Source organism: Priestia sp. JNUCC 25 (assembly GCF_053667915.1).
Genome location: NZ_CM132211.1, coordinates 1,310,439 through 1,331,888, shown reverse-complemented (window position 1 = coordinate 1,331,888; position 21,450 = coordinate 1,310,439). Strand labels below are relative to the sequence as shown.

Genomic DNA, 21,450 nt, shown 5'->3' with positions numbered 1-21,450 from the left:
GCGTTCAATTTGTTAGTGTTTATTTTATCTAAGACAGAAATCAGCACAAAGCTGATTTCTATCACAGTAAAATGCTAATTAAAATTCAAGTACTTTCTTAGCTGTTTCAACAATATCTTTGTGGTCTGGTAACCATACGCCCTCAGCTTGAGAGAATGGGAACACAGTATCCGGTGCTGTTACACGTAATACTGGTGCTTCTAAGCTTAAGATTGCACGATCGTTAATTTCAGCTACAACGTTAGCTGCGATACCAGCTTGTTTTTGAGCTTCTTGAACTACTACTACGCGACCAGTTTTTTCAACTGATGCAAGAATTGTATCGATATCTAAAGGTTGAACTGTACGTAAGTCCACTACTTCAGCAGAGATACCTTCTTTTTCTAGTTCTTCAGCTGCTTTTAATGATGAGTGTACCATTGCACCGTAAGCGATAAGCGTTACGTCTGTACCTTCACGTTTCACATCAGCTGTACCTAAATCAATTGTGTATGATTCTTCAGGTACTTCTTGACGGAATGAACGGTAAAGCTTCATGTGCTCTAAGTATACAACCGGATCGTTATCACGAATTGATGAAATTAAAAGACCTTTTGCATCGTATGGAGTTGAAGGAATTACAACTTTTAAACCAGGTTGAGATGCTACGATACCTTCTAAGCTATCAGCGTGAAGTTCTGGTGTATGAACGCCTCCACCAAATGGTGAACGGAATGTGATTGGTGCATTCCAGCGACCGCCAGAACGGTAGCGCATACGTGCAGCTTGACCTGATACAGAATCAAGTACTTCGTATACGAAACCAAAGAATTGAATTTCAGGAACCGGACGGAAACCTTGAGTCGATAGACCCACAGCAAGACCACCGATACCAGATTCAGCTAATGGCGTATCGAATACGCGATCTTCGCCGAATTCTTGTTGAAGACCTTCAGTCGCACGGAATACTCCACCGTTTACGCCAACGTCTTCACCAAAAACTAATACGTTTTCGTCGTTTTTCATTTCTGTGCGTAACGCATCAGTAATCGCTTGAATCATTGTCATTTGCGCCATGGCTTACTTCGACTCCTTCTCTTTGTAGATTTCATATTGCTCTTGTAAGTTTGAAGGCATAGTTTCGTACATGATTTCCATTAAATCTGTAACTTTTTGTTTTGGATAATCGTCAGCCTTCTTAATAGCTTGTTTGATATCTTCTTTAGCTTGCTCGATTACTTTGTTTTCCTCTTCTTCATTCCAGATGCCTTTAGCTTCTAAGAATTTACGGAAGCGAACAAGTGGATCTTTCTTTTCCCACTCAGTGTCAAGCTCAGCTGTACGATAACGAGTTGGATCGTCACCAGCCATTGTATGTGGACCATAACGGTAAGTTAATGTTTCAATTAAAGTTGGACCTTCACCGTTTACTGCACGCTCACGAGCTTCGCTTACTGCAACGTATACTGCTAGTGCATCCATACCGTCTACTTGAACGCCTGGGATACCAACAGCCGCTGCTTTTTGAGCGATTGTACGTGCTGCAGATTGCTTTTCAACTGGTGTTGAAATTGCAAAGCGGTTGTTTTGTACAACAAAGATTGCTGGAGCTTTGAATGCACCTGCGAAGTTCATACCTTCGTAGAAGTCACCTTGTGAAGCTCCGCCGTCACCTGTATAAGTGATCGCTACTGCTTTTTTACCGCGCTTTTTAAGACCTAGTGCCACACCAGCAGTTTGCACGATTTGTGCACCGATGATGATTTGTGGAGAAAGTACATCTACACCTTCTGGCGCTTGGTTACCGTGGAAATGACCACGAGAGAATAAGAACGCTTGATATAGTGGAAGACCATGCCAAATTAACTGAGGCACATCACGGTACCCAGGTAAAATGAAGTCTTCTTTTTCTAATGCGAAATGTGAAGCGATTTGAGAAGCTTCTTGCCCAGCAGTTGGTGCATAGAAACCTAAACGACCTTGACGGTTCAATGAAATTGAACGTTGATCAAGAATACGAGTGTATACCATGCGAGTCATTAACTCTTTTAATTTTTCGTCAGATAAATCTGGCAACGCTGATTTATTTACTACTTCGCCCTCTTCATTAAGAATTTGGAACGTTTGGTACTGCTCAGCGATTTTATCAAGTTGCTTTGATACATCAATAATAGTCTTTTTAGTTTTAGCAGCCATCTAAGTCACCTCTTCCTTTCATTTAAGCCGTATAAATTCATTTTACTAATCAAACAAACATACACGCTTTTAGAATGTCCCAAATGGACAAGTAAAAGTCATATTTTGTCGAGTAGCTTTTTGAATTCGCTAATCCTTAACATTTCTATGTATTCCCCAGCGAATTCTGTGCAAACATTTACGTAAAAGGAAAGTTTAAGCGAAACGAACGTTTCGTTAAACTGTATTAATTATTTTGCAAAAATGATTAATACAACACTTACTACGCTACCTAGTTTACAATACACTAAAACAGTTCGTCAATGCATTTACATCAAGAAATTACGCTTTTTTAGTTTGTGAAATAAAACACATAAAAAAGACATGCTGTACTATTACACAGATACAAACTGTATTATATGTTTTATAATAACCTTCTCTTTTTTTACGTCTGCACATCTCCTATCTTGCCACAAATAAACGATTTTTTAAAACAATAACCTTTTGTAATTTTCACTTGAATCATGTCGAAACTCTTTCTTTATTTCAGAAAACCTTCCTTTTCAGCCAAAAAAAAGACCTGTAAACTTCACAGGTCTTCTTATTTATCCTCGCTATTTTTCACCTTTAACTTCGTTTTGTTATAAAAATCCTCTTTGGCTTTATTATAGTCAGCTGTTAATGTGTTAAACGTTTCTTTTTTCTTTTCAACTTCTTTATAAGTAGCATTGATCGAAGCGATTTGTGTTTCAAGATTCTCTAATTTCACATTGTCTTTTTCAAAGAGCGTATATAGCTGACGATCTAATTCAATGGAATGAAGATAGGCATCATGTAAGGACTGGTAGGCATTATAACGCTTCTTCATTAACGAAGATAGTTCAAGCGCCTCTTCTTTTGCTTTGCCATCCTCTAGTTTTTGGATCTTTGGCTCTGTCGCTTCAAATTGTTTTTGCGAAGCGCTGATGCTTTTTTCTTCTTTTTGTAATTTACTTTCACGCTCATCTAATAACTGCTGCGCTTTTTGTGCTTTATTTTTTATTTTCTTTTTATCTTTAATCCCTAGCTCAATAATTTGGTCGTATATCGCATTTTCTTGCTGTTCTAAATCAGCTAACGGTTTTTGCTGATCAGCAAATTGTTTTTCTTGTGCTACCACTTTTTCTAATCCATTATATACCTCAAGTTCAGGCGATGAGCCTTCTGCGCAGCCTGCTAGTGACATAGCAGCAATGCCGATAATTATATATCTTCCGACGCATTTCATATCTGGTAAATCCTCCCTTATTCATGGGTCATTATACAATTTTTGTAGGAAATTAGCAATTTCTCTACACCCTTTTTCCACCTTTTAATATATTATACTAACCCAATCGTGAAAAAAAGGGAGTTTATGACTTTTTACCTTGGGATTGATAACTACGGGAGGTTATATTATGTTGGGTTACGGTGGATATGGCTACGGCGGTTCTAATAAAGGGTTTGTTTTATTAATCGTACTGTTCATTTTATTAGTTATTATTGGCTGCAGCTGTGGCGGCTGGTAATTATACAATAAAAGCGGCTAACGGTCGCTTTTATTTTTTCTTATACATGTTTTTCCATATGCGTGATACATATAATTAGTAGAAACATTTATGTGTTCAAGGTCGAGGTAATGACTTTTTTATACGGATTTGGTACACTTTATACCTATAAAATAGCCTAGGGAGATGTGAAAGTTGATTACAATGAACGATATTATTCAAGACGGACACCCAACGCTGCGAGAAGTAGCAAAAGAAGTACCGTTACCTGCTTCTGAAGAAGACAAAAAGATTTTACATAGCTTATTAGAATATGTAAAAAACAGCCAAGATCCTGAAATTGCTGCTAAATATGGACTGCGATCTGGTATCGGGCTTGCCGCTCCTCAAATTAATGTATCAAAACGAATGATTGGGGTACACGTTACGGATGAAAAAGGCAAGCTATACAGCTATGCATTATTTAACCCTAAGATCATTAGCCACTCAGTTGAAAAGACATACCTTACAGGCGGTGAAGGCTGCTTGTCTGTCGATCAAGATATCCCAGGATTTGTTCCTCGATATGCACGTATCACAGTAAAAGGCACAACGCTGGAAGGCGAAGAAGTGAAAATTCGTTTGAAAGGTCTTCCTGCTGTTGTATTTCAGCACGAAATTGATCATTTAGACGGCATTATGTTTTATGATTACATTAATAAAGAAAATCCATTTCAAGAACCTGAAAATGCTTTTCCATATGAACGCTAAAAAACGCGAGCTAGAGCTCGCGTTTTTCTTACTTTAATAATCCTACTAGCTCTAATCCGTGGAGAATACCATCTTCTGCTACATCTTTTGTAACAAGATTAGCAACTTCTTTCACGACTTCTTCCGCATTTCCCATCGCTACGCCATTTCCGACAAATTCCAGCATTTCGATATCGTTTAAGCCGTCTCCGAATGCATATACATCTTTTTTGTCGAAGCCAAGCTTTTCAATCATGGTCTCAATTCCTCGCGCTTTTGATCCACCTTTTGGCAGAACATCAGTTGAAAATTCATGCCAGCGAATAAAGTCAAATTTCTTAAATTTTTCTTCATAAGGAGCTTCTTCTCCCGCTGTACAGAATAAGAGGGATTGATAAATTTCACGCCCTTTGAAATAAGTAGGATCGTGGTGAGGGTGGGTAAATCCAATTTTCAGCGTGCTGATGCTGGATTCGATATAGTCATGAAATTCAATGTTTGATTTCATATCTTCATGATCCATGTATACGACAGGGTGATCATGCTCAACAGCAAAAGCTGTTAAATCTTGAAGCTCTTCTTTATTTAACGGGTTTTTGTAAAGAACTTCTCCATTTAAAACAATGTACTGACCATTAAAGCTAATATATGTTTGAATATCCAACTCTTCACGCAGATCTTTAAACATAAAAGGAGCCCTTCCAGTTGCAATTGCCACTTCATGCCCCTGCTCTTTTAACAGCCGGACAGCTTTTTTTGTAGAAGCAGGCAGTTTTTTATCATGATCCAATAACGTTCCATCAATATCAAAAAAAATAATCTTTCGTTCCACGTTTATCACCTTATTTTTTATAATTTTTTATCTCTTTGTTAAGCCTTTCCAATTATATCAAACAAGCCCTGGTTTCTCTATAAATGGACGGTCCAATTTACATTTTTTCCATATTTAACCACGAGAAACCTCTCCCTTTTCATCATATAATAAAAGTACAGAGAGAGACAGGCAGGTATCGCAAAAAAACAAAGGAGCTGAAAAATCATGTTAAAAGATTTTCGAAAAAGGCTGCTAAAACGCTGGAATGAATTATTGCGTAAAAAAACGATGGCATAATCGATTTTTTTAGGGCTTTCTGTTGTAAAATTTGCAGAGTGTGTGTCTGCATCGTACAATGGAATAGCCCTTATTTTTTATACGCCCGGAAAATATAGTCTTGTATCCGTTTCCTATTAATATTATTCTATAATTAATTGACTTGTTATATTTAGATGACTAAAATGTAGTGAAAGCAAGTTTCTTTAGAAAATACATGAAATACATACACATTTTATAATATAATAAAATAAGTTATTTGAATTTCGGAATTAAGGAGAGATTTTTGTTATGATTTTTAAAGTTTATTTTCAAGAAAAAATGAGTGAAGTAGCTGTACGTGAAAATACAAAAACTGTGTATGTGAACGCAGATTCTGAGCGTGACGTTCGTAAAAAGTTAAAAGCGCGTTCAATTAATATTGAGTTTGTTCAAGCAGTGACTGGAGACTATCTAGAATATGAACAACAGCATGAAGATTTTAAAGTATTGGAGATATGATGAAAATGAAATTTGTAAAAAATAATCAAACGGCAGTTTTCGCCCTGGGTGGACTAGGCGAAATCGGTAAAAATACGTATGCCGTACAGTTTCAAGATGAAATTATTCTTATTGATGCAGGAATTAAATTCCCTGAAGATGAGCTTTTAGGAATTGACTACGTTATTCCTGACTACAGTTATTTAGTAAAAAATGCAGATAAAATCCGTGGCCTTTTCGTTACACATGGTCATGAAGATCACATCGGCGGAATTCCTTACTTATTAAGAGAATTAAACATTCCTATTTATGCAGGGAAATTAGCCCTTGGGCTTCTTCGCAACAAATTAGACGAGCATGGGTTGCTTCGTACAGCTCAGCTTCATGAAATTACTGAAGATGACGTAATTAAATTCCGTAAAACATCGGTAACGTTCTTCCGCACAACTCACAGTATTCCTGATTCTTACGGAATTGTGGTAAAAACACCAAACGGACAAATCGTACATACAGGAGATTTCAAGTTTGATTTTACACCAGTGGGCGAACCGGCTAACTTAACAAAAATGGCTGAAATCGGTAAAGAAGGCGTTCTATGCTTGCTTTCAGACAGCACAAACAGTGAAATTCCTAACTTTACGATGTCTGAGCGCCGCGTAGGTGACAGCATTCATGACATTTTCCGTAAAGTAGACGGCCGTATTATTTTTGCAACGTTTGCTTCAAATATTCACCGCTTACAGCAAGTAGTGGAAGCAGCCGTATTGCATAACCGTAAAGTTGCTGTATTCGGACGCAGTATGGAAGCAGCTATTGAGATTGGCCAACAGCTTGGATATATTTCATGTCCAAAAGATACGTTCATTGAGCCTTCTCAAATTAACCGAATTCCAGCTAACCGCGTGACTATTTTATGTACAGGCAGCCAAGGTGAACCGATGGCAGCGCTATCTAGAATTGCAAACGGTACTCACCGCCAAATTCAAATTATCCCTGGAGATACGGTTGTATTCTCATCTTCACCTATTCCAGGAAATACAGTAAGTGTTAGCAAAACAATTGATATGCTATTCCGTGCAGGAGCAGAGGTTATTCACGGTGCTCTAAACGATATCCATACTTCTGGACACGGCGGACAGGAAGAGCAAAAATTAATGCTCCGTTTGATGAAACCAAAATACTTTATGCCAATTCACGGTGAGTATCGCATGCAGAAGATGCACATCAAACTTGCAACAGACTGTGGAGTTCCTGAAGAAAACTGCTTCATTATGGATAATGGAGAGGTGCTAGCTTTAAGCGACAGCGAAGCTTCAGTAGCCGGCAAAATCCCTTCAGGCTCTGTATATATTGACGGAAGCGGAATTGGTGACATTGGAAATATCGTACTTCGTGACCGCCGCATTTTATCTGAAGAAGGTCTTGTTATTGTGGTTGTAAGCATCAATATGAAAGACTTCAAGATCGCTGCTGGTCCAGACATTATCTCTCGTGGTTTTGTTTATATGCGCGAATCTGGCGACTTAATTAATGATGCACAGTCCCTCATTACAAAACACTTGAACAAAGTGATGGAACGTCGTACGTCACAATGGTCTGAGATTAAAAATGAAATCACAGACACATTGGCTCCATTCCTTTACGAAAAAACAAAGCGCCGTCCAATGATTTTACCAATCATTATGGAGGTTTAATAAAAGAAAAAGAGCGGATGCAATTGCATCTGCTCTTTTTTATTAAGCACTGGCAAATTTATTTTCGAAGCGGTTAATATCTGCATCTGCTCCAATAACAATCAACACGTCCCCTTCTTGAATCGTTTCGGACGCCTGAGGAGAAACGATGATATCTCGATCACGCTTAATGGCTACAATGTTAATGCCATATTTTGCACGAATGTCTAACTCAATCAGCGTATTGCCAGCCATTCTTTTGCTCGCTATTAATTCGACAATGCTGTGTTCTTCAGATAGCTCTAAATAATCTAGAACGCTGTTTGAAATCATGTTATTAGCAATTCTTCGTCCCATATCTCGTTCGGGATGCACGATAAAATTAGCGCCAATTTTTGATAATACTTTGGCGTGATAATCATTTTGCGCTTTTACCGTTATTTTTTCAACACCCAGCTCTTTTAAAATAAGGGTCGTCAAAATACTTGCCTGAATATTGTCACCAATAGCTACGATAACATGATCAAAATTACGAATTCCTAAACTTTTTAGAACCCCTTCATCCATTGAATCGCCTACTACTGCATGGGAAGCAACGTTAGCATACTCATTTACCTTTTCTTCATCAATATCAATCGCCAGAACTTCCATTCCTTGATCGCTTAATGTTTTACAAATACTTCCTCCAAATCTACCTAATCCGATGACTGCAAATTCTTTTTTCATTTGAATTCCTCCATTATGTACAGGAAAAAATCTGAACTACCGTTATTTTACCACAATTCTTTTGTATCAACCTCATTTTCCCGTTAACACTTATATCTCTTTACTATTTCTCACACTCATAGAAAAACAGAAGGATCAGCTCCCTCTGTTTTTAAGCTGTAGCATGGGTTTGAACAAGGTAATAATATACGCCTTTTTGCTGCATTAGTTCCCCGTGATTCCCTGTTTCAATAATGCTTCCGTGATCTAATACAATGATGTTATCTGCTTCTCGTATAGTAGATAACCGATGAGCAATCATGATGGCAGTTCTGTTTTTTAACAGCGTTTTAAGCGCCTGTTGAATCTTCACTTCTGTTTCTGTATCGATGCTTGCTGTCGCTTCATCTAAAATGATAATACGAGGATCAGCCAACAGCGTTCGAGCAAATGAAATCAATTGACGCTCTCCCACGGATAAGACGTTTCCTCGCTCTTCTACTTCCGTATCATAACCTTTTTTCAGACGCTTTATAAAATCTGCAGCCCCTACCGCTTCTGCGGCCTTAATCACTTCATCATCAGTAGCATCCGGTTTTCCAAACCGAATGTTTTCCATAATGGTTCCTGAAAAAATAAAGGTTTCTTGCAGCACAATACTAATTTGCGCTCGTAAACTCGCTAACGTAATATCTTGAATAGGCATATTATCAATTAAAATCTGCCCTTCGTTTACATCATAAAAACGTGTGATTAAATTAGCAATGGATGTTTTTCCAGATCCAGTATGCCCCACTAAAGCAACCGTCTGGCCTTCTTTTATGTCAATTGATACGTTGTTTAGAGCTTTCCGCTTCCCATCATAAGAAAATGAGACGTGCTTGAACTCAACTTTTCCTTTCATATCCTCTAAAGACGTAGCGGTTTCCAAATCTGCGACGAGAGGTTTTTCATCTAGAAATTCAAAAATACGCTCGGATGAAGCCATTCCCATTAATAATTGATTATACACTTGCCCTAAACGAGAAATCGGTTCCCAAAACATTCCAAGATAAAAAGCAAATGATACAAAAATACCAATTGTTAGCCGTTCATCTTGAATAAGTACAGCACCGAACCAAATTAAAATAGCCGTTCCGACAGCATTTGTGAGTTCTACAAACGGTCGAAACATGGCATTTTTTCGAGTAGCTTGCCTCCAGCTCTCGTAATTTTCACTGTTTATGCGCTCAAAAAACAGCATATTTTCTTGTTCTTGAGCAAATGATTGAGTGACGCGAATGCCTTGAATACTCTCATTTAAATGTGAATTTAATACTGACTGCTTCATACGAACAACTTGCCAAGACCGACGAATTCTTCTTCTCAGCTTTGTGGAAATCAAGAACATAATCGGTAAAATGATTAAAACAGCACATGTCAAAGCAGGACTGAGAGAAAATAATATAACTACAATCCCAACTAACAATAAGAGGTCCATAAACAGGTTAACTACCCCGTTAGTAAATAAATCTTGAAGAGAGTTAATATCATTCATGATCCTTACAAGAATAGAGCCTCCTGAACGCGTATCAAAAAACCGGTGCGACAGCCCTTGAATATGCGTAAATAAATGTTTTCTTAAATCATATATAACGTGCTGCCCGAGTTGGTTCATCCATTTAATTCGAAAGATATTCGAAATATAAGATAGTACATACAAGCTAAAGATTATGAAAACTAACTGCATGAGCAGCGTGCTATTCTTATCTTTTACAGCATGATCAAGCGTATATACACCTATCAAAATAGGAATAGCGAGTCTAATGACCGTCGTGATAATGACCATAAGAAACGAGAAAGGAAGCAAGTTTTTTCGATATGGATGAAGATAACGAAACAAGCGGGCCATTTGCTTCCAGTTAAACATCTTATCAATGATTTGATCTGTTTGATAATAAAAGCGCTCTCGCACAACTTTATTTTTTTCGGCTTCCATTCTATTCCTCCCTTGTTATACGTTCATCACTGACGTATTGCTTTCATATTGAATGTCATAAATATTTTTATAAATCCCTTGCTTTTGAATGAGCGTTTCATGGCTTCCTCTCTCTTTTATTTGCCCTTCATGCAAGACTAAGATTTCATCGGCATGTCGCAAAGAAGAAAGGCGGTGTGCGATAATAAACGTAGTACGATTTTTCATCACTTCTTTTAAAGCCAATTGAATTTCTCTTTCTGTTTTCATATCAACAGCACTCGTGGCATCATCTAATACTAAGATGCTAGGGTTTAAGATAAGCGCTCGTGCAATCGCAATGCGCTGCTTTTGTCCGCCTGATAACCCCAGGCCTCTCTCTCCCAGCATCGTGTCATACCCATCTGGAAGCTCCATAATAAAGTCATGCGCCTGCGCTCTTTTTGCAGCATCAATAATGTCTTCTCTAGAAATACCCGGCACGCCATAGGAGATGTTGGTTCCTATACTGCTTGAGAACAAAAACGTTTCTTGAAGTACAAAGCCAATTTCTTTCCGAAGAACAGGGAGCGGATACTCTTTAATCGGACGATGGTTAACTAAGATTTTTCCTGAAGTGGGTTCGTAAAACCTCGTGAGCAGCTGTGTTAAGCTTGTTTTGCCGGCTCCAGTTGCTCCGATTAAACCTACTACTTTTCCTTTAGAAGCAGAAAATGATATGTTCTCAAGCGACTTTTTTTCTTCGTTTGGATAGGATAAGCTAACATGTTGAAATTCGACCGTTCCATTAATAGAGAAACTTCCGGCATGCTCATGGACTTTTTCTTCTTCTTCTAAAATTTCTAGCAGCCTTTCACCTGAAGCTTTAGACTGTGAAAACATATTGATAACAAACCCTAGATTCATAATAGGCCACATTAAATAAGAGGTTAAGCTAAAGAAAGCAACAAGCTCTCCCGGACGTACACTTCCGTTCATAACAAGTGCTCCTCCGTACGCAAGGAGACCAACAATAGATAAGTTTCCTATAAACTCCATTAACGGGAAATAAGTTGCCCACACATTCGCGGTTTCAATGTTTCGATTTTTATAAACTCCGTTGGAGTCGTTAAATTTAGAAGTTTGAAATTTTTCTCTTGATAATGACTTGACCGTTTGTATGCCGCTTATATTTTCTTGAACATTTGTATTAAGTTCCCCAAACGATTGGCGAATTAAGCGAAACGCTGGATGAACGCGTTTATCAAAACGATAAACAGCTACCCCCAAAAAAGGCAGCAGGAAGATTGTGACAAAAGTGAGTGAAATAGAGTAATAGAACATAACGGAAAAACTGGCAGTAAGTAAAATAACGAAGCGAATTAATTCTGAGAAGCCAAAAGATAGAAAAAAACGAAATCCTTCTACATCAGCTGTCAACCTGGACATCAAGTCCCCTGTTTTAGCATTGTCATAGTAAGAAAACGGTAAATACTGAAGTTTGCGGTAAAGTTTATTGCGAAGAGTATACACGGACTTAATTCCAAATAAGTCGCCGTAATATTGCTGAATATATGTAAAGATTCCTTTGACAATCATCAGCCCAATAAAAATAAATGCTACATTATCGACTAGCTGATATTGTTTTCCTAACACAATATGATCAATCGTATATTGCAGCACAATAGGGTAAATCACAGTGATGGAGGTTACAAACAACAAGCAAATAGCAGAATAAAAAAAGTACATTCGGTACGGCAAATAAAAATCTTTTAGTTTTTTAAACGTTTCCATATACCCCGTCCTTCCTTTAGCAAAAATGTGGCACACATATTTAAATATATCGGTTCCCGAAATAAATTACCATAATTTTTAGATACTTTTTCAAAAAAAGGTAAATAGTCATAAACAAGAGGCTGAGATATAACTAAATGAATCCAATCTAAAGACAAACAAATGGAATACATTAGTTGAACTGCTTGAGATACCGCAGTTGATTTCCGTGCAAGACTTTGCTTTCCGCGGGAGTCTTCGTCTTGCCCTCCCATCAACTGCTAGAAAGATCTAAGCAGACAAACCTATTCATCATAACAAAAAAAACGAACCACTAATCAAACATGTTGATCAATGGTTCGTTTTTCAATTCGTCTAAAATACGTTTGTTCTAGCCTCTTTTTTTATTGTTTTTCTACTGCGTGTCCGCCGAACTCATTGCGAAGAGCGGCAACTACTTTACCTGTAAACGTATCGTCTTCAAGTGAGCGATAGCGCATCATTAACGATAGAGCAATAACTGGCGTTGGCACTTGTAAATCTAAAGCTGATTCAACCGTCCATTTTCCTTCACCGGAAGAATGCATAACTCCTTTAATACTGTCAAGTTTTGCATCTTTTGAAAATGCACGTTCCATTAATTCGATTAACCATGAGCGAATAACAGAGCCATTATTCCATACGCGGGCTACAGCTTCATAGTCATAGTCAAATTCACTTTTCTCTAACACATCAAAACCTTCAGCAATTGCTTGCATCATGCCGTACTCAATTCCGTTATGAACCATTTTCAAGAAGTGGCCGCTTCCTGCTGCACCTGAATAAAGATAGCCGTTTTCTACGTTGATGTCGCGGAAAATAGGTTCGATTGTAGCAAATGCTTCTTTATCTCCCCCAATCATCATACAAGCACCGTTTCGGGCACCTTCCATTCCGCCGCTTGTTCCGACGTCAAAGTAGTGAATTCCTTTTTCAGCAGAAGCTGCAGCACGTCGTACAGAATCTTTATACTTGGAATTACCGCCTTCAATAATCATATCTCCTTCTTCAAGTAGTTCTTGGAGCTCAGAAATTACTTTTTCTGTGAGCTCTCCAGCCGGAACCATGACCCAAGCAATGCGTGGTTTCTCTAATTTGCTCACTAATTCTTTAATGGAAGAAGCGCCTTCTGCTCCCTTTTCTGCTACTTTCTGTACGGCTTCGTTGTTCACATCGAATGCTACCACAGAATGGTTATGATCTAGTAAATTCAATACTAAGTTTGCTCCCATTTTCCCTAAGCCAATCATACCTAATTTCATATGTAAATTACCTCCAATAGTAAGTTTCGTATCATGTTGTTAGTGTTAGTATGGTGTAAACTCACAAGAAAAAATCCACATTTTTATATTTCCTTTATCAGTTACTTCCTACACACAAAAAAGAAAAACATTCGATGCAAGTTCTACTAAGCATCGAATGCTTTTCACCTGTTACAACTGCCTGTATTTATTCGTTCTCGCCTAATACACGATTCACGCGCTTTTCAAGCATTTTCATACCGCTTCCACCAGCTTGGAAGTGGCGTAGCTGACCTGTTTTGTCAAATACATAATATGCCGGTACATATTGATTTTCAAATGCATCCGTTAATTTATGCTCACTGTCTACAAAAATTGGCTGCGTAATATCATGTTCTGCTGCTACTTCTTTAATCTTTGATAAGTCTAAATCATCTTCAGAGCGCGGCATATGAACTGCTACTACGTTTAATTGATCTTTGTACTGGTCGCGAAATTCATTTACTTGAGGCATTGCTTCTTTACATAAATGACAGCTTACTGACCAAAAATGAATAAGCGTTGGCTTTTCGCCGATTAGCTGCTCTTTTGTAACCTCTCCGTTTAACCATTCTGTAGCGCCCGTTAACTCAGGCATTGGCTGACGTAATTTCATGAATAAAAGCCTCCCTTATTTTCACTATTATTAACTATATGTTCTTTATTATCCGATGAAAAAAAGGCCTAACGTGGACGTTAGACCTTTTAAACGTTGTGCTTACGCGTTTAAAGTAGCTTGACCTGGTTTCCAGTTAGCTGGGCAAAGTCCGCCAGTTTGTAACGCTTGAAGAACACGTAAAGTTTCATCAACGTCACGGCCAATATTGTTGTGGTTTACAACTGAATATTGTAATTCGCCTTCTGGGCTGATGATGTATAAACCGCGAAGTGCTACACCTTCTTCTTCAATTAAAACGCCGTACTCACGAGAGACAACGTGATTTGTATCAGCTGCTAATGGATATTTAAGATCACCTAAACCATTATCTTTACGATCAGTGTTGATCCAAGCTAAGTGTGTATGGATTGTGTCTGTAGAAACACCGATTACTTCTGCGTCAAGATCTTCAAACTCATCATAACGGTCAGAAAGTGCAGTGATTTCTGTTGGACATACAAATGTAAAGTCCATTGGATAGAAGAATAATACTGTCCATTTGTCATTTTTAATATTTTCTTCTAAGCTAACTTTACCGAATTCTTTGTTTGATAATACAGCTTCCATTTCAAAGCGTGGAGCTTGTTTACCTACCATACGTTCTGGCATACATGATCCCTCCAAATAATTATTAAATGAGAAAATGTATAAAACATTCTCACTTATGTACTGTTATAACGGTTTTCATTATAATGGATATTGTTTTTTTAGTCAATATTAATTAAGAATGAATTTAAACAACATCTTATAATGGTGACATAGTTGTTATGCCCGCCTTTAGGACAAATTAAACCCTGATTCCAGCAAAAAAATGCTATAAAAGGGTTGCATTTATTTACCTTCTCAGTTTAGCATGTCTAATATCGGGAATAAACAAATGTGCTCATACTCTTACAAAATCTTTTCCACAGAATAAATTCCCACTTATTAATATTGAAACAGAACATAGGAAGGATGAACAACTAATGTTTAAGATGCAAGACATCAACTGGGAACAGCTTCTTACCAATGCTGGAGTTATTGTGTTAAAACTCATTGCCATTACCATTGTATTTTTACTTGTACGAGCAATTGGTAAAAAAGTTATTGAACGTTCCTTTGAAAAAATGAGTGAGCGCGAAAATGCTACGCGCGGACGTATGCTCACACTCAAAAGTTTAACCGTTAATGTGTTTTCATATGTACTTATTTTTATTTTTGTCGTTATGCTGCTTGAAGCAGTAAATATCCATGCCACGGCTCTATTAGCTGGTGCCGGAGTTGTGGGTCTAGCAATCGGGTTCGGTGCTCAAGGACTGGTTAGCGACGTTGTAACAGGTTTCTTTTTACTTCTTGAAAAACAGCTTGATGTTGACGACTATGTAACAACCGGAAGTTTTTCAGGAATTGTCGAATCAGTAGGTCTTCGTACTACTCAAATTCGCGGGTTTGATGGAACTCTGCACTATGTGCCTAACCGTGAAATTACAAGCTTAAGCAATCATTCCCGAGGCAATATGCGCGCGTTAATTGATATTGGCATTTCGTATGATGATGATATTGACAAAGCTATTTCCGTACTAGAAAAAGTATGCGAGCGCGTTGCTGCAACAAATGAAAATATTGTAGAAGGACCAAACGTGATAGGAGTTCAAGGTCTAGGCGCATCGGACGTTGTGCTTCGTGTAGTTGGCAAAGCTAAAAACGGTGAACAGTGGGGGATTGAACGTCAGCTTCGCAAAGAATTTAAAGAAGCGTTTGACGCAAACGGTATTGATATTCCGTTCCCTCATCAAGTAAATATTGATAAAAAGCAGCCTGAAGATGTCAAGCAGCCTCAGCATGCATAAAAAATAGCCGAAGGATTTATTCCTTCGGCTTTCTTTTATCCTTGTACCTTGTTGCCTACTTGCTGACAAATTTCTTCTGCCGTTAACCCGCTAGCTGTAATAACTGAGCCTTGCGTTACTGCATCAGAAATCCCCATTACGTTTGAATCCTGTCCTGTTACAACACAGCAATCGCACCCTTGTGCATCACTTTCGTTGCGTAATTGTACCACTTCATGTCCGAGCTGCTGAAGTGCAGCCTGTACATCTGTTAAACCGTATTCTACACCAATTCGTGCCATCGTTGCCCACCTCCTCATGGTATTAATTTAGCCATAAGGAAAAATGATTATACGATTTATTGATTGCCTTTATGTTCAAAATATTTTGTAATAAGTGAAATCGCAATATCTATTGCGCCTTCATGAGGCTGCAGCTTTGCATGATGAAGCCCATATTCAGACTGAACGCCAAGCCAAAACATAAATCCAGGAATATCTTTTAGCATATAGCCAAAATCTTCGCCTGTCATTGCTTCTTTGCACTCAATGACATCCACGTCCGTTTGCTCTTTGGCAAATTCCATGAACTCTCGCGTGACTTCATGGTGATTATATACTTGATGATACATACAACCATAATCAATGGCTGTTTCACACTGGTACCCTACTTCTACTCCTTTAACAATCGCTTCAATTCGTTCTTTAACACGCGTCATTGATTCAGGAGATAGCGTGCGAATGGTTCCTTCTATGCGAGCTCGCTCCGCAATAATATTTTGAACCGTCCCGCCTTGAATTTTTCCTACTGTAATTACAGCGCTGTCTAGCGGATCAACGTTGCGAGCAACAATAGTTTGAAGCTGTGAAACGAGCTGGCATGCCGCAACTACCATATCATTTGTTGTATGTGGATAAGCAGCATGGCCGCCTTTTCCTTTTAAATCAATAAATAGCTCAGACGTGTTAGCAAATAGTAACCCTTCCTTCAGCGCAATCGACCCAACCGGATATTCAGGCGCTACGTGAAGGGCGAAGATGAAATCTGGAAGCCATTCTTTCATGATGTCGCTTTGGAGCATTGGCTGTGCTCCTCCTGGACCTTCTTCTGCAGGTTGAAAGATAAACAGTACATTATCTTTGATTTCATGCTGAGCAAAGTAAGTCAATACGCCTAACCCAATGGCCATATGCATATCATGTCCGCAGGCATGCATGAGTCCTTCATGCTGTGATTGAAAAGAATAATTCGTTTCTTCCGTGATAGGAAGACCGTCAATATCTGCTCGGTAGCCTATTGTTTTAGTTGGATTTGTACCATGTACTTTAACAAAGAGTCCTGTTTTCCACGTCTTTACTTCTAAGCGCTCTTGCGGAAGAGTGTTAATATAATCAAGCAAAAAACGCTGTGTTTTCACCTCTTGAAACCCTAATTCAGGAATTTTATGTAGCTCTCTTCTTATTTTCACAAATTCATTTTCAGCCATGTGTATGTCCTCCTCACGAAATAAAGAAGAAAGCGTGGTTGCCCACGCTTCCAACTTGTCCATATGATACGTTCAAGGATTCAGTATCCCAATCGCTAAAACCTATTAATTCAGCAAAGAAAAAGCGCAAACTGATCGTTTTTCTTATTCTTCGTTTAATTGACGCAATTCTTGCTTGATTTCTGTTTTAGACTTTGTTTTTTCGTCAATTTCTTTAATAACGCGAGCCGGCGTACCTGCTACTACTGTGTAAGGAGCTACATCTTCTACCACAATTGCACCTGCAGCAACTACGGCACCTTTACCTACTGTTACACCTTCAAGAACAACAGCATTAGCACCGATTACTACATCATCTTCTACTACAACTGGTTTTGCAGAAGGTGGCTCAATAACACCAGCTAATACAGAACCTGCGCCAATGTGACAGTTTTTACCTACTGTCGCACGACCACCAAGTACTACGTTCATGTCGATCATTGTTCCTTCACCGATCACAGAGCCGATGTTAATAGATGCACCCATCATAATAACAGCGTTGTCGCCGATTTCAACTTGATCGCGAATAATAGCGCCTGGCTCAATACGAGCTTTAATTCCTTTCATATCTAATAAAGGAATCGCAGAGTTGCGACGATCGTTTTCAATTACGTAGTCTTCAATTTTTCCTTCGTTTGCTTCAATAGCAGCTTTGATTTCTTTCCATTCACCAAATACTACACCTGTGTTGCCCGTTACGAATGTTTTAGAAGATGAACCAAAGTCAATTCCTTCTACTTCACCTTTTACGTAAACTTTTACCGGTGTTGATTTTGTGCTGTTTTGAATAAATGAGATAATCTCATTAGCATCCATCATTTTCATTATGTATTCCTCCTAAGTAAGCAATGTCTCATTTAATGTAACAAAATGCTTTCACAATGACAAGCATCATTATCGTTTTAATAAAAAGATAACGATTGCAAATAAAAAAAGCGAGCATCTAGGCTCGCTTTAGACCGTTTCTCTTACATATTCACGTACAATATCAACAAATGCTCGAACTTGCTTCAGTTTAAACGCTGATTCATATCCAACTAAAGAAGTGTCTCGAGTAATTGGCTCTCCATTTGCTTTCAGAAGCGGCGTCCGGTGAATATGGCTTCCAGCTTCTTTAATAGCAATCGATGGTAAAATAGCGAAGCCAAGACCATTTAAAGCCATTTGCTTACACGTCTCAATCTGATCCACTACAATCGTACGCTTCGGTGTAGTATGAAACTCTCGATGCCACCATTCTAAAATTTCTTGATAATACGTTGAGTCACTTTTAAATTGAATAAATGGTCGATGAGTATTTACTACTTCCGCTGCCCTTTCAATTTCTGAATCAACTAGGTAAAGAGGATCTGTAAACAAATGTTCTTTGACACCTTTCCAATCCGGATTTCCGCGTATGATTCCAATATGTACCTCATCTTCGTACAGATAGCGAAGCATTTCACTGCTCCAGCCGGTTACAAGAGAGATTTTAGCATGTGGGTAACGATCCATATAGCGTTTTAAAACCGCCGGCAGCCAGTGCTGTCCAATAATCGAAGCCACCGCTAATTTGAGTGTACCATATACTTCATTATCTAAATGATGCAGGTCCTCACGAACCCGATCTTCTTTTTCTACCACTTCTTTTGCAAATTGAACAATCTTTTCTCCAGCAGGCGTTAATGACAGTCCTTTTTGCGAACGAATGAAGATTTGTGTATCCCATGCTTTTTCAATGGTTTGCAGCCTCTGTGATAAAGCTGGTTGCGATACAAATAATCTCTCTGCAGCTTTTCTCATATTTAATTCTTGAGCTAATACAACGAGCATTCGACATTCTATTAATTGCATTCAGTTATTCCTTTCAAGCCTCTTTTTACTTTCATTTTACCTTTATCATATAAGAAAAAAACGGAGAAAGATAGGCTGAAACACGATTTCTTAAAAAAATTATTGAAATGACTCTTTCGGGAGAATGATGGACTGCCTTCTTAATGACTTTAACAAATTTCTTCGTGTTAAAATCCCTTCAAAAATGCCATCTTCATTCTCAACGCACAAAAAAGGATGGTTAATCATGGCATTTATGACTTTTAATACGGATTTTTTCATGGAGACACGAGGAACATTTTGATTCATAACTTCTTCTACTTTCATGGTTTCTAATCGCTCAAATTCAATGCGCTTTAATCCTAAAATCGAATCTAAAATAAGCGTCATGCTCACGAACCCCTGCAGCTGAAACCTTGGATTTAATACGGGAATGGACGTATAGCCAGTCTTTGTTAACACAAGCAAAGCATGTTCTAAATTATTTCCCACTTGAACATGAGCAACTTTATCAGAAGTGACAAGCAAATCTCGAAGTTCAATTTGATTTAACTGATTGTGATCAATATCAATCATTTATACATTCTCCTTCCATTTCTCATAACTTCCACGTGTGTAAAGAGAAAAAGAACAAGCTACAAAATGAAAATAGCTTGCTTACGTAAATGCGAACTTTTAAGAGGGAATAGAAGCAGACACACTCGATGTTCTCCCTTATATGTTAAGTCTAGATTTTTTTAAAACAAGTGTCAACGAAAGTTCATAATTATCTGAATTTTTTATTTTGATTTTTTTACAGCATTCGACCCGTTCCTTCCATTTATCAGAAAATCCGCTATGACTTTGTCGATATTTCTCGGGAAAATAGGGCAGAAGCCACCGCAAAAACTCCATACGCAGTAACAAAAAAATACCGCAAAGTATAAAATCCTTTGCGGCATTCGTTTTGCTTTATCCCTTAATGAATAAGTTCAAAAATTTCAATTGCAATCATATCAACGTTATCAAATTGATAAACGGCTGGCTTTTCACCATCTTGATATACTTCAAGTTCGTATGTTTCAGTTTTTGCATGATATTTCACGCTGCAAATTCTTTTTCCCTCTACTTCGAAGAAGCGTTGTGGCGCTTCACTTCCACTTGCTTGCTCACGGAGATTCACAAGACGAGTTAAAATACCTTGTAATTGTGACATATAATCTCTCCTTTCACCTATTACATCATTACGCATTCGACTTTTCTACAATATCAATTCAAATAAATACTTTATCTAAACTAATACTTAAAAGACACCATTTCACTATATGCCACATACTAAAAAAACACAAGTACTTTACGTGATTTTTCATAAGAAAATGCCTTATTATAGCGATATATGTCGTTTTTTATTATAATAACATAGCGATATACTATGTATCATACAAAACTTCATTCTACTTTAACACCATTCATTTTAATATAGGGAGGTGCTTTCATTGAGATCTATAGAGTTGTACACACAACCAGCTTGCCCACCTTGCGAAATTGTTAAACAGTTTTTACAGCATCATCACGTTTCCTATAAAGAATTTGACGTATCTAAAGATGCTTCTGCTCGAAAACGAATGACTACTGAGTTAGAGTCTTATTCCACTCCGACCATTCGTGTTGACCAGGAAATTATCAGAGGATTTGACCTTCAAGCGCTTGAGAAGCTTCTTAACATCGGGTAACAGAAACACTCAAAATAAGCTTTCCTCGGCTATTTTGAGTGTTACTTACTATATATAAACTTTTGCACTTTCCATTTCTCCTGTTTTTTTACTAACGTGATCATTTCGTAATGATCTTGGTATTTTACCCGTTCATTATGCACAGCCGGAAAAAATTGATAGACATAAGCTTTGTTTTGGTCGGAATGAAGAGCTACCTTCGTCTGTTCATCAAAAGAAAAGAAAGGGATGTAGTGTGTTAAATATTCAGGTCCCTCTCCAACATACCCTTGAGCTTTTTGTAAGAGAGCCTCATTAAAAAACACAGATGCATACTCATCATCTAAAAACAATTTCAGCTCACGAACAACAGCGTCTTGATTAGTATGGGCAGACGCAGCTCTTAGCTGAGCCTGATAAGCGTCCTGCAAATTTATAAAGATTTCATGCCTAATCTCTCCTGATACTTCTGCATGAACAGATTTTCCTGAGTACAAGACAATCAGCAAAAAGACAAGTAAGCATATTTTCTTCAAATTAAATCAGCTCCTTAACTTCTTTTTTATTAGAA

Annotated in this window: 23 protein-coding genes; 6 read left to right on the top strand and 17 right to left on the bottom strand. The window is 38.0% G+C overall.

Annotation, left to right across the window (positions count from 1 at the left end):
• Nucleotides 1–78 precede the first annotated feature (78 nt).
• From JNUCC25_RS06785 to JNUCC25_RS06775, 3 genes are all read right to left on the bottom strand, one after another.
• A complete protein-coding gene (locus JNUCC25_RS06785; protein ID WP_013056055.1) occupies nucleotides 79–1,056 on the bottom strand; it encodes an alpha-ketoacid dehydrogenase subunit beta in 978 nt (325 codons plus the stop codon).
• Nucleotides 1,057–1,059: 3 nt separating this feature from the next.
• Nucleotides 1,060–2,175 carry a pyruvate dehydrogenase (acetyl-transferring) E1 component subunit alpha gene (pdhA, locus tag JNUCC25_RS06780; protein WP_454222997.1) on the bottom strand — a complete coding sequence of 372 codons (1,116 nt, stop codon included), beginning with the start codon at nucleotides 2,173–2,175 and terminating at the stop codon, nucleotides 1,060–1,062.
• 580 nt (nucleotides 2,176–2,755) lie between these two features.
• On the bottom strand, nucleotides 2,756–3,421 hold the full coding sequence (locus JNUCC25_RS06775) for a YkyA family protein (protein ID WP_013056053.1): 666 nt from the start codon (nucleotides 3,419–3,421) through the stop codon (nucleotides 2,756–2,758).
• 169 nt (nucleotides 3,422–3,590) lie between these two features.
• On the opposite strand from JNUCC25_RS06775, the gene JNUCC25_RS06770 reads away from it, so the two are divergent.
• Together JNUCC25_RS06770 and def are read left to right on the top strand one after the other, a co-directional pair.
• Nucleotides 3,591–3,701, top strand: coding sequence for a YjcZ family sporulation protein (locus JNUCC25_RS06770; RefSeq protein WP_078081608.1), 111 nt, complete (start codon nucleotides 3,591–3,593; stop codon nucleotides 3,699–3,701).
• A gap of 174 nt (nucleotides 3,702–3,875) precedes the next feature.
• Nucleotides 3,876–4,430: a peptide deformylase gene (def, locus tag JNUCC25_RS06765; protein WP_013056051.1), complete on the top strand. Its 555-nt coding sequence runs from the start codon at nucleotides 3,876–3,878 to the stop codon at nucleotides 4,428–4,430.
• A 28-nt stretch (nucleotides 4,431–4,458) separates the two neighbouring features.
• On the opposite strand, the gene JNUCC25_RS06760 is transcribed toward def, so the two are convergent.
• A complete protein-coding gene (locus JNUCC25_RS06760; RefSeq protein WP_013056050.1) occupies nucleotides 4,459–5,241 on the bottom strand; it encodes a Cof-type HAD-IIB family hydrolase in 783 nt (260 codons plus the stop codon).
• Nucleotides 5,242–5,790: 549 nt separating this feature from the next.
• Here JNUCC25_RS06760 and JNUCC25_RS06755 point away from each other — a divergent pair.
• A complete protein-coding gene (locus tag JNUCC25_RS06755) occupies nucleotides 5,791–6,000 on the top strand; it encodes a DNA-dependent RNA polymerase subunit epsilon (protein WP_013056049.1) in 210 nt (69 codons plus the stop codon).
• 5 nt (nucleotides 6,001–6,005) lie between these two features.
• A complete protein-coding gene (rnjA, locus tag JNUCC25_RS06750; RefSeq protein ID WP_013056048.1) occupies nucleotides 6,006–7,673 on the top strand; it encodes a ribonuclease J1 in 1,668 nt (555 codons plus the stop codon).
• A 42-nt stretch (nucleotides 7,674–7,715) separates the two neighbouring features.
• Here the strand turns inward: rnjA and JNUCC25_RS06745 are convergent, their stop codons facing one another.
• From JNUCC25_RS06745 to JNUCC25_RS06720, 6 genes are all read right to left on the bottom strand, one after another.
• A complete protein-coding gene (locus tag JNUCC25_RS06745; protein ID WP_029325114.1) occupies nucleotides 7,716–8,378 on the bottom strand; it encodes a potassium channel family protein in 663 nt (220 codons plus the stop codon).
• 151 nt (nucleotides 8,379–8,529) lie between these two features.
• Nucleotides 8,530–10,335 carry an ABC transporter ATP-binding protein gene (locus JNUCC25_RS06740; protein ID WP_029325113.1) on the bottom strand — a complete coding sequence of 602 codons (1,806 nt, stop codon included), beginning with the start codon at nucleotides 10,333–10,335 and terminating at the stop codon, nucleotides 8,530–8,532.
• Between the two features lie 15 nt (nucleotides 10,336–10,350).
• Complete coding sequence (locus JNUCC25_RS06735; RefSeq protein ID WP_013056045.1) at nucleotides 10,351–12,087, bottom strand: ABC transporter ATP-binding protein; 1,737 nt, start codon at nucleotides 12,085–12,087, stop codon at nucleotides 10,351–10,353.
• Nucleotides 12,088–12,470: 383 nt separating this feature from the next.
• Nucleotides 12,471–13,367 (bottom strand): phosphogluconate dehydrogenase (NAD(+)-dependent, decarboxylating), encoded by an 897-nt coding sequence (gene gnd / locus JNUCC25_RS06730; RefSeq protein WP_013056044.1) that lies wholly within the window; start codon nucleotides 13,365–13,367, stop codon nucleotides 12,471–12,473.
• A 187-nt stretch (nucleotides 13,368–13,554) separates the two neighbouring features.
• Complete coding sequence (locus JNUCC25_RS06725; RefSeq protein WP_013056043.1) at nucleotides 13,555–14,001, bottom strand: redoxin domain-containing protein; 447 nt, start codon at nucleotides 13,999–14,001, stop codon at nucleotides 13,555–13,557.
• Nucleotides 14,002–14,103: 102 nt separating this feature from the next.
• Nucleotides 14,104–14,652: a peroxiredoxin gene (locus tag JNUCC25_RS06720; protein WP_013082283.1), complete on the bottom strand. Its 549-nt coding sequence runs from the start codon at nucleotides 14,650–14,652 to the stop codon at nucleotides 14,104–14,106.
• Nucleotides 14,653–15,008: 356 nt separating this feature from the next.
• Between JNUCC25_RS06720 and JNUCC25_RS06715 the strand changes: the two genes are divergently transcribed.
• Nucleotides 15,009–15,872 (top strand): mechanosensitive ion channel family protein, encoded by an 864-nt coding sequence (locus JNUCC25_RS06715; protein ID WP_013056041.1) that lies wholly within the window; start codon nucleotides 15,009–15,011, stop codon nucleotides 15,870–15,872.
• A gap of 35 nt (nucleotides 15,873–15,907) precedes the next feature.
• On the opposite strand, the gene JNUCC25_RS06710 is transcribed toward JNUCC25_RS06715, so the two are convergent.
• From JNUCC25_RS06710 to JNUCC25_RS06685, 6 genes are all read right to left on the bottom strand, one after another.
• Entirely contained in the window at nucleotides 15,908–16,153 is a 246-nt protein-coding gene (locus JNUCC25_RS06710) for a YkuS family protein (protein ID WP_013056040.1), read from the bottom strand.
• Nucleotides 16,154–16,209: 56 nt separating this feature from the next.
• Complete coding sequence (locus JNUCC25_RS06705; RefSeq protein WP_013056039.1) at nucleotides 16,210–17,337, bottom strand: N-acetyldiaminopimelate deacetylase; 1,128 nt, start codon at nucleotides 17,335–17,337, stop codon at nucleotides 16,210–16,212.
• Between the two features lie 144 nt (nucleotides 17,338–17,481).
• On the bottom strand, nucleotides 17,482–18,201 hold the full coding sequence (dapD, locus tag JNUCC25_RS06700) for a 2,3,4,5-tetrahydropyridine-2,6-dicarboxylate N-acetyltransferase (protein WP_013082280.1): 720 nt from the start codon (nucleotides 18,199–18,201) through the stop codon (nucleotides 17,482–17,484).
• Between the two features lie 129 nt (nucleotides 18,202–18,330).
• Entirely contained in the window at nucleotides 18,331–19,209 is an 879-nt protein-coding gene (locus JNUCC25_RS06695) for a LysR family transcriptional regulator (RefSeq protein ID WP_013056037.1), read from the bottom strand.
• Nucleotides 19,210–19,308: 99 nt separating this feature from the next.
• Nucleotides 19,309–19,764 carry a cyclic-di-AMP-binding protein CbpB gene (gene cbpB, locus JNUCC25_RS06690; RefSeq protein ID WP_013056036.1) on the bottom strand — a complete coding sequence of 152 codons (456 nt, stop codon included), beginning with the start codon at nucleotides 19,762–19,764 and terminating at the stop codon, nucleotides 19,309–19,311.
• Nucleotides 19,765–20,146: 382 nt separating this feature from the next.
• Nucleotides 20,147–20,383 (bottom strand): YkuJ family protein, encoded by a 237-nt coding sequence (locus JNUCC25_RS06685; RefSeq protein WP_013056035.1) that lies wholly within the window; start codon nucleotides 20,381–20,383, stop codon nucleotides 20,147–20,149.
• Nucleotides 20,384–20,663: 280 nt separating this feature from the next.
• Here JNUCC25_RS06685 and JNUCC25_RS06680 point away from each other — a divergent pair, with 280 nt between their 5' ends.
• Nucleotides 20,664–20,900, top strand: a complete 237-nt coding sequence (locus tag JNUCC25_RS06680) for a glutaredoxin domain-containing protein (RefSeq protein ID WP_013056034.1) — start codon at nucleotides 20,664–20,666, stop codon at nucleotides 20,898–20,900.
• A 41-nt stretch (nucleotides 20,901–20,941) separates the two neighbouring features.
• On the opposite strand, the gene JNUCC25_RS06675 is transcribed toward JNUCC25_RS06680, so the two are convergent.
• Complete coding sequence (locus tag JNUCC25_RS06675; protein ID WP_029325111.1) at nucleotides 20,942–21,415, bottom strand: DUF3993 domain-containing protein; 474 nt, start codon at nucleotides 21,413–21,415, stop codon at nucleotides 20,942–20,944.
• Nucleotides 21,416–21,450 lie beyond the last annotated feature (35 nt).